Source organism: Glaciecola sp. 33A (genome assembly GCF_002836745.1).
GTDB lineage: Bacteria > Pseudomonadota > Gammaproteobacteria > Enterobacterales > Alteromonadaceae > Glaciecola.
The window spans coordinates 177,342-191,573 of sequence record NZ_PJAR01000035.1 but is presented as its reverse complement, the minus strand read 5'-3'; the positions used below and the strand labels follow the sequence as shown (position 1 = coordinate 191,573).

The 14,232-nt window shown below is 41.3% G+C and carries 11 protein-coding genes; 3 read left to right on the top strand and 8 right to left on the bottom strand.

Annotated features, from left to right (window positions below):
- The first annotated feature begins 273 nt into the window (after nucleotides 1–273).
- Nucleotides 274–810 carry a hypothetical protein gene (locus CXF81_RS07110; protein ID WP_101180666.1) on the top strand — a complete coding sequence of 179 codons (537 nt, stop codon included), beginning with the start codon at nucleotides 274–276 and terminating at the stop codon, nucleotides 808–810.
- Nucleotides 811–883: 73 nt separating this feature from the next.
- Complete coding sequence (locus tag CXF81_RS07105; protein ID WP_101180665.1) at nucleotides 884–2,812, top strand: MFS transporter; 1,929 nt, start codon at nucleotides 884–886, stop codon at nucleotides 2,810–2,812.
- A gap of 149 nt (nucleotides 2,813–2,961) precedes the next feature.
- Here CXF81_RS07105 and CXF81_RS07100 read toward each other — a convergent pair whose 3' ends face one another.
- The 6 genes from CXF81_RS07100 to CXF81_RS07075 form a co-directional block, all read right to left on the bottom strand.
- Nucleotides 2,962–3,642, bottom strand: a complete 681-nt coding sequence (locus CXF81_RS07100; RefSeq protein ID WP_232771816.1) for a GNA1162 family protein — start codon at nucleotides 3,640–3,642, stop codon at nucleotides 2,962–2,964.
- 3 nt (nucleotides 3,643–3,645) lie between these two features.
- A complete protein-coding gene (locus CXF81_RS07095) occupies nucleotides 3,646–3,993 on the bottom strand; it encodes a DUF4810 domain-containing protein (RefSeq protein WP_101180664.1) in 348 nt (115 codons plus the stop codon).
- A complete protein-coding gene (locus CXF81_RS07090) occupies nucleotides 3,990–4,331 on the bottom strand; it encodes a hypothetical protein (RefSeq protein WP_101180663.1) in 342 nt (113 codons plus the stop codon). The genes CXF81_RS07095 and CXF81_RS07090 overlap by 4 nt, the downstream gene beginning before the upstream one ends.
- A 3-nt stretch (nucleotides 4,332–4,334) precedes the next feature.
- Nucleotides 4,335–5,300: a CsgG/HfaB family protein gene (locus tag CXF81_RS07085; RefSeq protein ID WP_101180662.1), complete on the bottom strand. Its 966-nt coding sequence runs from the start codon at nucleotides 5,298–5,300 to the stop codon at nucleotides 4,335–4,337.
- An 81-nt stretch (nucleotides 5,301–5,381) separates the two neighbouring features.
- Nucleotides 5,382–7,271 carry a hypothetical protein gene (locus CXF81_RS07080; RefSeq protein ID WP_101180661.1) on the bottom strand — a complete coding sequence of 630 codons (1,890 nt, stop codon included), beginning with the start codon at nucleotides 7,269–7,271 and terminating at the stop codon, nucleotides 5,382–5,384.
- Nucleotides 7,272–7,342: 71 nt separating this feature from the next.
- Nucleotides 7,343–9,037, bottom strand: a complete 1,695-nt coding sequence (locus CXF81_RS07075) for an alpha/beta fold hydrolase (protein WP_232771815.1) — start codon at nucleotides 9,035–9,037, stop codon at nucleotides 7,343–7,345.
- A 247-nt stretch (nucleotides 9,038–9,284) separates the two neighbouring features.
- Between CXF81_RS07075 and pnuC the strand changes: the two genes are divergently transcribed.
- A complete protein-coding gene (pnuC, locus tag CXF81_RS07070) occupies nucleotides 9,285–9,890 on the top strand; it encodes a nicotinamide riboside transporter PnuC (protein WP_101180659.1) in 606 nt (201 codons plus the stop codon).
- 174 nt (nucleotides 9,891–10,064) lie between these two features.
- Here the strand turns inward: pnuC and CXF81_RS07065 are convergent, their stop codons facing one another.
- Both CXF81_RS07065 and CXF81_RS07060 read right to left on the bottom strand, forming a co-directional pair.
- The gene (locus tag CXF81_RS07065; RefSeq protein ID WP_101180658.1) at nucleotides 10,065–10,646 is read right to left on the bottom strand and encodes a hypothetical protein; all 582 of its coding nucleotides are present in this window, start codon (nucleotides 10,644–10,646) and stop codon (nucleotides 10,065–10,067) included.
- Between the two features lie 333 nt (nucleotides 10,647–10,979).
- Nucleotides 10,980–13,949: a DUF2339 domain-containing protein gene (locus CXF81_RS07060; RefSeq protein WP_157825518.1), complete on the bottom strand. Its 2,970-nt coding sequence runs from the start codon at nucleotides 13,947–13,949 to the stop codon at nucleotides 10,980–10,982.
- Nucleotides 13,950–14,232: the final 283 nt, after the last annotated feature.

Here is a 14,232-nt window from a genome sequence, read left to right as displayed (position 1 = left end):
ACACTTGCTTAAACACTCTGCTTAAACACCCGATGCCCTGCATGCAATCTGATACCTTCGCAAATACCGCCACCGTAAAATAAAAATCAGCGTTAATAAGGCAGTCAAAATCTGTTTAAATTGACGTACTTATACAAATAAACTTTTATTTGGTAGCACGTACTACTATAGTCATCCCCATTGTAGGTGACCTATTACTGCTAATTCATCACTAATTCACCACTAATTCACCACTAATTCACCATTAACTAAGCACTAACATTAGGAAAAGTCATGTTATCGATAAAGCGTTTACTCAGTTTGTTCGTTATCTCTTTATTTTTGGGGGGCTGCGCTAGTTACGATTATCCAAGTCAAGTGACACTCGGTGACACCATGATTGACGCTTCCGGCGAGAGTTTAGCCGGTGATATAGTGGTCATACCTAAGGATTTTGCAGGTCAGCAAACACTCTTATTATTTGGTTATGTGCAGGATTCTCAGTTTGATATTGACCGTTGGTTAATTGGTTTAGACATGACTGAAACGCGAGTGGCGGTTTATGAAATACCAACGATTAAAGGTATGTTTCCCAGAATGTTTAAAACATTCATTGATGGAGGTATGCGTAAAGGTATTCCCAAAGAACTTTGGAAAGGCGTCGTGACCGTTTATGCTGATGGTGACAAAGTACAACGTTATACGGGGAATCAACGGCCCAACAATGCACGCGTTATGCTCTTGGATGCAGATGGCAAAGTACTTTATTTTTATGCAGATGGATTTTCAGTCAATGCATTAAAGGCAGTCAATGCATTGGTAAAAAGTTAGATCGTATTTTAGCCAGTAAGTGTGTAATGTGTGCTGCTAACTAGCATTTGATACTCATTTAGAACGGAATTCTATGCAAGAGAATATACCGCAGGATAAAGCGCCTTTAACTAATCAATTTGAGGGAGGATTGCTAAGCAGCAAGCGTTTCCTACCCTTGTTTGTGACCCAGTTTTTCTCGGCACTGAATGATAATGTTTACAAGCAATCGGTGTTATTGCTACTCATATTTCAAGCAACAACGGTAGCCGACGGTGCACTCTATTCTAACTTGGCAGCGGGCCTGTTTATACTGCCATTCTTTCTATTTTCAGGTATGGCCGGTCAACTGGCGGAAAAGACGGAAAAATCCAAACTGATCCGCATAGTTAAGTTCTGCGAAATGCCAATTATGCTCATTGGTGCTTTTTCTATCATGACTCAACTCCTTTGGTTAATGCTTGTTACGATCTTTTTTATGGGCCTGCAAAGCACCTTTTTTGGTCCTCTCAAGTATTCCATTTTACCGCAACATGTGGCACGAAATGAGCTCACAAAGGCTAATGGTCTGGTTGAATCAGGTACTTTTGTGGCTATTTTGTTAGGCACTATATTTGGTACTTATTATATTACCCAAGAAGCGGGCCCTGTTTATATTAGTATCGCCATTTTATGTTTAGCCGCCATTGGTTATATTTGCAGTCGATTTATTCCCATCAGCGCACCTAATGATCCTGATCTACGATTTACGTTCAACATTATCTCTTCCACAAAAAACGTATTCCAGGCCCTGAACGCGCAAACTGAGTCAGTTGGCAAGTCGGTTATTGGGATCAGTTGGTTTTGGCTAATTGGGGCTATTATTCTGACCTCGCTACCAAATTACGTAAAACATGTGATGGGCGGTGACGAACTCGTGGTTACTAGTGCCTTGGTTGTATTTTCGTTAAGCATCGCGATTGGTTCTCTCCTTTGTGAAAAGCTGTCGCGTTCAAGAATTGAATTAGGTATCGTGCCGTTTGGAGCCATTCTGATCACGATATTTTTGTATTTATTAAGTCAAGAACCCGCCATTACGGCTTATAATAAGCCAACTGAGGTACTGCTGACATTGAGCCAAGTGCTAGACACCGGCGATATGCTTTGGCACTTAGTCTGGATGGGGGCAATTGGTATCGCTGCTGGTTTTTATACGGTGCCCTTGTATGCCCTCATTCAGCAGCGTACAACAGAAGATAGACGCTCAAGAGTGATTGCTGCCAATAATGTATTGAATGCATTGTTCATGGTAGGAAGTGCTATTTTAAGCATTCTTACCCTGTCTATTTTTGAATGGAGTATTCCTCAATTACTATTATTACTTGCTGGTTTAAATCTACTTATCTCAATTTATATTTACACCAAGGTACCGGAGTTCTTTCTTCGTTTTGTGATCTATATACTCGCAATTTGTATGTATAGAGTACGTACCAATGGTGATCAAAATATTCCAGAAGAGGGTCCTGCAGTGATCATTGGCAATCACGTGAGCTTTGTTGATTGGATGTTTATTTTAGCTGCTTCACCAAGGCCTATTCGTTTTGTGGTGTTTGCACCTATTTACCATTCTCTTGCCTTACATTGGTTATTTAAAATGGCCAAAGCTATTCCTATTGACGGTGAAAAAGCCAATCCAAAAGCATTCAAAAAGGCGTTTGAAGATATTGCACAGGCGCTTGAGCAAGGTGAACTAGTGGGTATTTTTCCTGAAGGTAAACTCACCGATGACGGGTCTATTGATACCTTTCGTCGTGGTATAGAAAAGATCATTGAGCGAACGCCTGTGCCTGTTATACCTCTTCATTTAGGTGGTTTGTGGGGAAGTATGTTTAGTCGCAAGACTAAATGGCGACTGCCGCGCCTTAGGTGGTCATTAGTTTCAGTGTCCTTAGGTGAGCCGGTTGCAGCAGATAAGGTAAAAGCAGATGATTTGCGCGAGCAAGTGATGAAGTTAAAGCAGCGTTATTCGGCTGGTTCCGATTGATCCAATTGAACCTTCAACATAAGATTATTTGCACTATTGATGGAAGACTTAATTGAAAAAGCCCATTCTTTTGAAAATGGGCTTCAATGAAAACTAGCCAGTTTTCGCGTTATTTTTAAGTCGCTTACTTCGCTGGCGGTAAGCACATTTTATTTATCTTTGTTAAAGGCCCGCACTTTTTGGTCGGTCCCTGTTTTTGAATGATATCTTCCAAAAGGCAGGGTAGAAAGCGCCTTGTAGTTAATTTGTTTTGCTAAGGGTAAATAGTCAGTGAAGGCGGTATTGATTGCTGTAGAAATAAGAGCACCTATTAAGCCACCGCCTGAATTACCTCCGCCGGTATTAACAACAATGGTATCAGCATATTGCCAAAGGACGTCTTGGTTAGTCGTTGAAACTAATTCATAGGCAATTCCGACTGTAACGTCACCTCCGAGCACGAAATAAGATGTGTCCCACTTATTAATGTTTACAAACAAAACGGCATCAGCCCCATACATTGTTTTAAACAAGCCAGTATCAACGTTGGCTAGTTGTGCACCATCTACAATGCCTTGCTCTTGCAGCAATCTATTGGTCACCTCGATAGGCAACACGTAATAGCCCATGCGAGTTAACGGCTCGGCAATCGTTGTCGAGTAATACTCAGGCGCTTCAGCCGCCGTTGTATTGTTAATCGCGGGTACCACTAATATAGCAACAGGTTTTGCTTGGTACATTTTTGGAAATGCATCTTCTTTAGAAATAATTGACGTAGCGCAGCCACTTAGACCAATAGCAATCACCGCTAGCCAAGAAATTCTTTTTACTCTGTTTAGTATATTTTTCACCCCTTAAGCCCCATTTCTTTTTTTCAATTCAAGCACAAGCGTCCTTGATTCAGGGTAAAGTGACATCTCTCTATTTAACAATGCATCTGCATTTTCAGAACTGCCGCTTTCAATTTCCATGACGGCTAATTCGATCAATACACCAGGAGGAACTCGAGTCCCTCTTTTGTCGCTGGTCTTGATAATGTCATTGAGTGATTTAACGTGCCGTTGACGCGTTGTATTACCGGGTTCTTGTTTGTAGTTGTGCAAAGTGTCAGAGTAATTACCCCAATACAAACCACCTTGTGTGCTGTTGCATGCCGACAATAGAAACACAGCGCCAATGATGATTAGTCCTTTAATTTTCACTGAACATTTACCTCAAATGAATTTCCGTTGGTCACATACAGTTTACGGTATACTGCTAATGTCCCGTTTTTAAACACCTTTACAGTATTTGTGCCAGCGGCTACTTCAAACTTCGCTACTTTTTTACCATCTAGCATAAAAGTCTCAATGTTGTCTGCCAACGTGATCGGCGAATTTGTGTTGATTTGCAGTGACGCATTTTCGAAGTTACCCGTTAGTAATACAAATGCCTTGGTGTCATCGACTTGAGTCACTGACTCATACGATGACGTACACCCAAGCATTAAAAAACTAAATAATACAAAAATAGTCCCTTTTAACGAATTTGATTTACTCATTTTTTATTCCTTTTCCATCACGACTAATTGAGCTAAATCTGTTTGTAGTGATAACTGTGTGTCCAGCGAAACAATAGATATTTCATTTTTGGCAGCACCACTTAACAGCACGACAGTAGCCGTTGCAATCGGCTTACCGGCCAATTCAATCATGAAACCAGTTTGTGGGTTTTTGATTTGTTTATCTTTTTGCAAAATAGTAAATTCATCACCTACAGAGATGCCTTGTGAAGCACCTCCAGTCATTATGTATTGGTCGTCTTGCTTAGCAATCAAATAGGCTTTCCAAGGCATGTCTAGCAAGTTTTCCATCAAGTCGCTGACCACTTTTGAAATTGCGGCAGAAATAGCTTTGTCGTTTAATGTGGAATCAAACGCTGCTCGCTCACCAACACCGAAGGTTGTATTTGCTTCAGCACGCGCTTCGCCACTGCCTTCTTCAGAAAAAACGATTTGCCCGGTCGTCGTGTCAACTAGTCTCACGTTAACGGTTGCCATCGCTTGTTGAATTTTATTGCGACTAAATATGCCTGTTTCACTGGTCGTTTTACGACCAAATTCACTAATTGAACCAACAATAAGATAATCCGCGCCAACGACTGCTGACGAGATACCTTCAAGCGCTTGTTCATTTTTAACTTTATCCAGGTCGTCCCTTTCAAGCATGATGAATTGCCCTGAATTGGTTAGCCGAGCACTCAGTATATCTGCTGCCTGCTTACCAATATTATCGACGCTTTTATTTACAAAGATACTCTTGCTGTTTTTTGTTTCATCGGTAAATCGAGCAATAGCGATTTTGCGTTTTAAGCCCATTGCTGGCGCTGTCTCAATAGTCGGGCTAATGGATGCTTGGTTACTTTGGTTTGCATTAAGCGTTTGCTTGGTAGAAGAGGTGCATCCAGAAGCAAGCACGACCCCCATAGCAACGATCAAAGAAAGCTTGATTTTGGAAAACTGATTGTTCATCTATACCCTTATAAAGTGACTGTTTTACACTATAAATATATTGAATAAGTGGGTTAATTGCTAGCGTATAGAAACAAATATTTATTTATTTGTGTCTTTTTCTACTGATTCTTGCGCTGCTTCATTGCGCAAATATCCGGCTGCCCGCTCATCTTCGTTGAGACTTAATTTAGCGTCTACATTTGTATTTGGCTCGAATGCTCTGGACTGCTGATTTATTTGATGGATCTGACTAGCATTGGATAAATCTCGCTCATTTGTGATAGCAGCAATGGCCTCTCTTTCCTTCAAGAAACTCTTAATTTCGCCAACAATACTGTCGAGTTCTTGATCATTTTTTGCCATCGACATAATGTAGCGTGGTTGCTCTAGGTTCTTCATACCACTGGTGGCGAATATTGAGGTTTTGATGCGCGTTGTAATTATCCAAGGGGTAATACTGGACCGCACTACCGTGTTTTCAGAGCGCGTACTGTCATGTATAGACATGCCTGTTGATAATCTAGACTCAGTATAAGTTCCTTCCGTGTTTAAGTGCATTAATAATGAGGTGAAGTGCATCTCGCCCCAAAATAAATGCGAAGCAGCGTCGAGTATTTTGGCTGCACTTTTAAATGTTAACCAAGCGAATAGGGTAAACAAAACTGAACTTAACGCTTGCAAAAAGAACGTCAAATTGTCATTTGTTGTCGCCAATTTCCAACTGTCAAATGCGCCTATTGCTGAAATAATATTCTGACCAAGATAATAAAACGCGATAGCGCCAATCACAAAAGCGATTTGACCTATTGTTGATAATATTGTTTTTTTGTTATCTTGCTTTGAATTATTTTCTTCTTCCGCCAGAGCGGGTTGAGTTTCAATTAATAGTTGGCCATTAAAGCTGCCCTTGCCATCCGATTGCTCTATTAATTTGGGATCAAATTCGCGATAAATTCGGTTCGGCATTTCCTTATATCGACGGTTAGCCAAAACAATGTTTTCAATATTGATAAAAACTTCGTTCGGATGCACTGACTCTTGCATGTTCTCACGATATTCGCTGACTTCTGTTTGCGGTGAAGCATTTGCCATACGAGCAAACAACAAAGGCAAAACTGCAGCAAGAACAACTAAGGTGGCGATAGTTAACAAGCCTAAGTTAGCCCACGCGGCAAAAATACCTGAGGCTTCAGTAAAAATTTGCTGAGTGTTACCTGACACAATTAACAATTCATCTAGGTACACGCCTGCAATAATGGGTACTAAAATAGAGGCGGCAATGATGACGCCAAAGGAACCTCCACCGCTGCTTTTTAATACAGTTTGGCTGGTTCTTTGAATGGCTCTAGCAGCCGACGACCAAGATATAACTAAATAGAGTAACAACAACGTGCCTACTATTGGCATTGCAAAAAGCGTCGCAGTTTCGCCGGCTAAGCCGGCGGTGACAATAAAAAAGACAATTAAAAATGACACGATGCCGGTCAAATAATTTATTACCATACCTGCAATTTCTTGTGCCATCATTCTTAGCGGGTGCGGTAAAAAGGTGAGTTTTGGAAAAATACTATGCACAAATCTGCCAAGGAAACCAACGGGCTCGGTAAAAGTTGTGTTTTTGCGACCCATCATCATGGAGTAAAGTGTTTTTGCGTCGTACTGTAATGCATTGCGTTCGTACTTAGCAGATTCTTGCTCGGAAGGTGATTTATTTTCAGCTAATGAAGTGGGTACTGAACGTCCTACAAAGTAGCGAAAAAGCTGTATAAAACCAACGCTGGTGTGCCTGATACCGCTTACCAGTAGATATAAGCCAATGATCACATAAGCCCATCCGACGACTTTATCAGCCTTTAACTCGCTAGCAACTTGAATTAATGTGAATACACCGAGTAATGCCACAAGTACACCGGCAACGGCTTTTAATAAACCTTCTTTTTTGAATGGATTATTAATTCCTAAGGTTTGTGAGCCAAAATCATATGCCATTTAATGTCCCGTTATAAACTAATACTAGATTGTGAGTTATTGGAGAAGCGCTTGTATCTCAATTAAATAAACTATGAACCGTCAGTGTTTATCTCACTCACGTTTTGCAATGCGCAATCATTATCAATAGTTTGCTCAGGATCGTTTAAAAACGATGTTATCACGGCCTCAACACATTTATCGTCATACACTATATTATGGGCTTTCAAAGGCCAAACTCGCAAGTGTTGAGTTTTGTTCTTCATGGGCAGTTTGGCATGAAAATCGACGGCCCATATGGTCGGCGTAAATGGGTCGAGGTCTCCAGCAAGTATCAATACAGGCAACGTTAACTGATTGTGGTCAACGTTTTTGATGTTATTAATTGCGGGCTTTATACCCCAAATTTTGCATAACTGCAGGTCAAGATTAATAGCGGGTAGGTCGTCCCAGTAGGGCGATTTATACTTGTTTGCATTTTCGATGGCCAGTTCTATGTTTGAGAAAGGAATTTCTTCATAACAAGCGTAACTTGAATAAGCGCCTTCTGAAAACCAAGTGTAATTTTGCAAGTCGATAACCTCGCTAATCAAGCGACTTAGTTTGGCATAATCTTTATTCAGCGCATCTTTTACAATCTGTGGAAAGGCTAGAATAGCGTCGCTGTCGTAGCTATTATTGAATAGGGCATAAGCCACTAACTCAGGAGATACCTTTAGTGTCTTTTGGCCAACGGTCCAGTTTTTATCATCATACTCAACGTTTAATGTGGGTGGGTTTAGCTTAATTTCTGACATGAAAGACGCAAACAATGTCACTGATGCTTGTCCGTTTTCAAGCCGACATCTTGGGTCAGCATCACATAAGGCAAACGGCTGCGTAAAAATTCTTGCACTGTGCTCAGGCATATCCGCATATGAATCAACTTCAAAGGGGTAAATACTGTCGAGTATTAGCGAGGCGGTGTGCACAGGATACTGCTGAGCGTAACGCAACGATATGCGTGTTCCGTGGGAAATGCCGAGTAAGTGCCATTTTTGAAAGCCAAGTAACTGTCGCAGAGCATCAATATCATTGATTGCGTAATCGGTATTATAAAAATTAGCATCGACACCCAACGCGCGTTTTCGATTCGCACAGCTAACGCTCGTTTCAGCGAACTTTTTGCTGTCAAATTTGTATGGATATGTGCTTAATAGTTCAATTTCTAACTGGGTTATGGCTGGGCAGTCCAAGTTTGCCATAGATAAACCGGAGCCTCGCATTTCCATCAGGATCAAAGGAAGGCCATTTTGTAGTGTGCTTAATTCGATGCCTGAGTAATATAAAGAAGGGTCGTCATCAAATTCATCCATGATATATATTGAACTACCCGGGCCGCCGCCACCAGTAATGACAACGGGATCCCCGGTGACTTCACCTGCTGGCTGAAAAATCATAATGGGAATAGAAACAACGCGCGCGTGATTTTTTGCTGTGTGGGACTCTGTAGGATCTTCCTTGACAAACAACGTGCCGCAGTCAGCATGGTATTTATCAAATTTTTGCATGAATGCACAAGGACCGATTTCTACTCTAGGAAGCACCGGCAATATTGATTTTTTGCCAGCTGACGCTTTTACAGACGCTGTTTCCTCGAGGGAGTGGAAAACGCTCATGACTTTTTCTTTTTGCGCATAGCTAGGGGCGTGAAAGCCCACTAGCAAAATAATGCCGAGGGCAATAAGCCTCTTTTTCTGCTCGATAACGTGTTTGCTTGAACTAATAATAAGTATTCCTGCGTGCACTACTGCGTCCGTTGCGCACATTATGCCGAGTTCACTCGCAACTTAATAGTTAAATTCGTTTATATTATGCTATCGAAATAGGCGTCAGGGCAATCCGTTTTTTGTTTTACATCAGCTATTGAATTAAGCCATCAAAGTTGAGATGGTGCTTGTTATTATTTACTCAGCGACGCAAAACCGCTTTAGTGTTACTTTGCGTCTTCGGCTGCTAGCTTCTTTCAACATGTCATAATTGAGTGATCCTGTAGTGACACTATCTGATTTTATAAATGGTTTTTTGGGTTCAAATTCGGTGGAAATTAGCGCTGCAATTTGTGGGTTTATTTGTATCTTTTTGTTGGTCAAAGGCAACATCTGGAATTTTGCCTTTGGTTTTGTGCAAGTAACGCTTTATGTGTGGGTATTTTACCAAGCAAAACTGTATTCTGATGCCGGTTTGCATGTTGTTTATATGGCACTGCAGATATATGGCTGGTGGCATTGGTCAAAAAACCTAGCAACGGCAACGACCGTGACAGTATTAAGTATGGAGCACAAAAAATTAGGTCTGTATGCGCTAGCCGCATTATTAAGTGCAGCCGCCTTAGGAACCCTAATGCATAAATATACTGATGCTAGTTTCGCTTACGCCGACGCATTCACCACTTGTGCCAGTTTGGTCGCCTTTGTATTAATGACACGTCGTTATATCGTCAATTGGCTATTTTGGATTGTGGTTGATGTTGTTGCCATCGCCGTATATTTTCAAAAAGGACTATATCCAACGGCAATCTTGTATGGATGCTTTTTAATTATGGCCGTTATTGGACTTTATGCATGGCAAAAGCAATATAGAACCACGTTGATTGTCTAGTACTTAGCTTCCCGACTGTGCAGAATGAATTTCCGGTGTGTAAAGAATCCTGACGATCTGGCTATTACTCGAACTGATTTTACGTCTCCTGTTCAGCAAACGTTGTTGGCTGGATTCTGCAGGGTAGCGGCGCAAACAGTCGATATACTTTACCATATACGTGATGCCCAACTATTAGCTACGCATGCTGCGGCGTGCGAATACTAATCCTAGCAAGGTCAAGCCAAATAAGGTGACAATTAATGGCTCAGCCAAGTCTGTAGTAGGAGTAGTAGCGTAAAGGTTGATGTGCGACAAACCACCAGCACCAGGTGCAAGGGTGGCGAAGAAGTCCCAACCGCCGGTAGTTTCACCAACCCTCAAATCAAAAATAAACCACTCATCTGCAGTATTGCCGGTGCCAAATTTAAATCCTAAAGCCGCAGCGTTATAGCTATTCCAGTAGGAGGCATCTATGGTCCATGTTCCTGAACTAACACCGGTGGTCGAAATAATGAAAGGGTAAGTGCCCCCATCATCTTTACTTACTAAGGTATACCCAGTTCCACTTGCTGTGATAAGCCATGCATCATTCGCTGAATTACCACTTATATTACCAGTACCAGAGCCTAAACAGCTATTCACCAAAGAATCATCAATTTGCATATAGTTGCGAGCTACATCATCACAAACAATCGGTAAGGCATTCGCGTTACTAACGAATAACATTGTGAACATTAAAGCGCCAAATAAATTTCTAATATTAACTTTTTTCATTAGTTGTCCCTCATATTACTGCAAAAAAGAACCTAAATTTAATGTGCATAAAATACACCATATATTAAAATTTATATATTTAACTATAATAAACAATGGACTGTAAAAAAATAATATTTATAAAATTATCTTTAAGTGTCGCTAATTTATAAAATGTAAAGAAAACTGACATGCGTTTTTGCAGTTAAAGCTACCAAGTTTGCGATCAAAGCGCCCCGTAACCGTGATGACTGTGACACTATTAAGTATGTAGCGTAAAAAACTCGGTCTTTATGCGCTAGCCGCGTTATTAAGTGCAGCCGACGCATTCACCACTTACGTCAGTTTGGTGGCCTAGTTTCCTGATAATGCAACTAACTCCGCATCTTTTGACACTAGCTTCTGATACCAGAAACTGGCGAATAAAATAAATACACCAATGCCGATGAATAGCATGACTTTTTGCCACAATATGACACTGGCTGTGTCGATTAATGCCAGTTTGGCTATACCCAGCAAAATAAGGCTAAAGCTATAGCGTACAGTCACTTTTGTTCTACGTTTCAAAAATAAAATAGTCGCGCCATGTACCGCTAACAGTGGAGCGATAGCGAGTGAGATACCGTAATCATCAAGAGCCAAACAACTTAACACATACGTTATCAACAGATAGCTATGCATACCTAGGTCTAGCATCTGATTATTACGTCTCTTCAAAACAAAAATGCTGAGTAGAATGAGTGCCGGGACGCTCGTAAATAATATGGAGTTGGCCTTATTAAAAACAAATTCGACAATGAGCGCGAGCCATGCAGTAATCGACATAAGGGCCAAGTAAAGTAAGTGAAAAGATTTATTTTCACGGCATAATGCAAAGCGTCGGCGCGCAGCAATAACCGCAATAGAATAGACACTGATGACCAACAGCGGCAGTAGAAAGCTATTGAAGCGAAACTCAACAATAATGGCTAACATGATGCCCACGGTGTTGATTGCCCAATTATTGACGAAGCCAAAATCAATCTCGTTTTTGGCTGCTATGTCGAGGTCGGCTGTGGCTCTTTTAGCGAGTAAATAGGCAAGGGCAACAACCAATAAATAACCGCTTAAGCCGATGGCTGAAATGCCTAACTGAGTGTCTGCCAATAACAATAAGGTGATAATCGTAAGTCCAATAAACAACGCTTTGCCTTGCAGGAGTAAAGGCTTTGCTTTGGTGAAATATGCCAATAGTATTGCGATGGTCGGCGATAGCCACACAAGCATCAGAATATCTTCATCAAAACGTCGATAGGATGCGGGCAGCCAGCAAACCGGAAGTATCAAATAAAATAAAATTCTGACACGCTCAGCTATTTCTCTCAGCGTGCTCTGTGGATTGAACTTTCTGTAAAATGCCGACCATAACCACAATTGCACCAAGGCAATAACTAAAGACGCTTTGGCGTAGCCAGGCAGCATAGAAAAATGCATTGAATTAACCTCAACGCTACCCGCAGCAGCATAGGCTAATGGGAATAAAATGAAGATAACAGCGAGCACTTCTAAACTGGTTTTACTTGCTTGTGCTGAATGCACTAGTTTGGCTCTAAATAGCAGCACGACTTGCACCAGTATTGCACTTAAACCGGCCCATTCGCCCAGCCAGATGTAGGCACAGGAGAGGGCAATAACGCTTAGCCAAACCGATTCCGCAATAACCAGTAAGGGATAAACTTGCGCATACACATATTGACCATACTGAGCTTGACTTTGGCTGTGGTGGTGTGGATTTTTTTGCTTAATAAACTCGTCTGTACCTGCAATGTTGAGTGTGTTTAAAAGCCTACTTGGTTTAATAAGGCGCTGCCATACAGAGATGAGTATAAGCACCATGATCACGATAACCCAGCCATCTTGACTTTGTAGCGCGGGTATTGGAAAGTAAGGCATAACCGCCGTTAGGCAGTAAACAAGAGCCACTGCCGCTAAGCCTTGGCCTTGATGAACCAGACTAGGCAGATTGTAGTGACGGCTCATAAACAGTAAGAGTAAGGCTTCGACCGCCCATGCGATCCCCCAATAAGTAGCATCAAGCAAAGCGACAATACTGAGCATAATCCACGTTGCTGCTATTAGCACCATAACAGCAATATGTTGGTGTTTGACTCGGTAAAATAGCAGCGCAAGCAAAACGCCAATAATCGCATTTATAACTAACTGAATATTGATATCGCCCTTTGTGTAGCCCGAACCAAATTCAGCGTAGTCACTGCCTTGAAGCAATAATAGTAAGGTACCGCCTATCACTGCGGCCTGCAATATAAGGTAGCGTTTGGTCAATGGCTTATGCTGAAACAGACTCATACATAAATACGCAGAAAATACTAAATAAAACGCGTTAATCATCCACGCAGACATGAAAATTGCATTGGCTGCATCAATCCATCCTAATGCTAGGAAAGTGAATGCAAAGGTTAAGTCGGCCAGCCAATGGCCAATGAATTTGTAGGCAAGATATAGGCTGCTGGCGCTAACCAACAATAATGCAAACACATAATAAGTAGGCTCGATAATGGTTGAGCTTGTCAATAATGGCATTATCGTAATGCCTATGATGCCAAATACGGCGATAACTTTGGTGTCCAGCCACAACGCTAAATAATGACAAGCCACTGCGGTTAGCGCATACAACAGCAATATAGGTAAGCCAGGAATAAGTTGGTACACGCTGCCGACAAAGTAAATAGTGCTAAAGCAAAGTAACAGCCCTAAAGCAACAATGGCACTGGCAAATTCGCTGAACGTTGTTTTAACTTTTAACGCAATGCCGCCACCGATAACAGCAATAGCAGTTATGCTCATGAGTAACGATTTACTACCAGCGCCTATTTCATCAATAAGCAATTGCATAAGGTAACCGAAACCAGCTAAAACAAGTCCAGCGCCGGCAATGGTGAGAAAAAATATACCGAGCATGCCCCTTGCTTTATAGCTCTCATAGATTTTAGTGAGTGGGCTGAACCATTCAAAAACAAACGACATTATTTGTGTAAATAATACCTCAATGACACCGAGTTTGCGTGCTTGCTTGCGAGGAACCTGAGCGACGGTTTCTACCTTTGCAGTATTTACCTGATTGTAATTTACTGCGTCAGCCGTTGCACTTATTCTGCTTTCAGAGGCAATATGAGCCTTTGAGGCGACAAACTCTTTTTCCAAAGCATCGATTTTGCGCGAAAGTAGCATTGTTTTTAACGTAAATTGATCACGCAATACCGTCAACTCTTCCTTTAGCAGATTAAGTCGTTTGAGTTGCTCTTCCAATATAAGTTCCTCATTCATGAGCTGGTTATGTCCTTGCTTTGACCATGCTGAACGCATTACACCGTGTTGCTTTTTAGTGCTTTAGTCGCTCTGATTTAACTAGCTTTTATTAACTAGCTTTTATTAACTAGCTTTTATTAAACAGCTTTTATTAAACCGCTCTTATTAAACAGTTTTTATTAACTAGCCGTATCAATGCGTCTAAAACTAGGCAATTGGTCAGTCGGCAATTAGATAGTACACTGTGAAGGTAAATTTTACAGTAAGCTAATAACGTTACTTATAATGTCACACCATAACG

Bases quoted from the DNA above. Each gene is read 5' to 3' on its own strand.
- CXF81_RS07085 (WP_101180662.1), bottom strand. From the start codon at position 5,300: ATGAACAATCAGTTTTCCAAAATCAAGCTTTCTTTGATCGTTGCTATG.
- CXF81_RS07065 (WP_101180658.1), bottom strand. From the start codon at position 10,646: ATGAAAAAAGTTAATATTAGAAATTTATTTGGCGCTTTAATGTTCACA.
- CXF81_RS07060 (WP_157825518.1), bottom strand. From the start codon at position 13,949: ATGAATGAGGAACTTATATTGGAAGAGCAACTCAAACGACTTAATCTG.
- CXF81_RS07110 (WP_101180666.1), top strand. From the start codon at position 274: ATGTTATCGATAAAGCGTTTACTCAGTTTGTTCGTTATCTCTTTATTT.
- CXF81_RS07090 (WP_101180663.1), bottom strand. From the start codon at position 4,331: ATGAGTAAATCAAATTCGTTAAAAGGGACTATTTTTGTATTATTTAGT.
- CXF81_RS07105 (WP_101180665.1), top strand. From the start codon at position 884: ATGCAAGAGAATATACCGCAGGATAAAGCGCCTTTAACTAATCAATTT.
- CXF81_RS07080 (WP_101180661.1), bottom strand. From the start codon at position 7,271: ATGGCATATGATTTTGGCTCACAAACCTTAGGAATTAATAATCCATTC.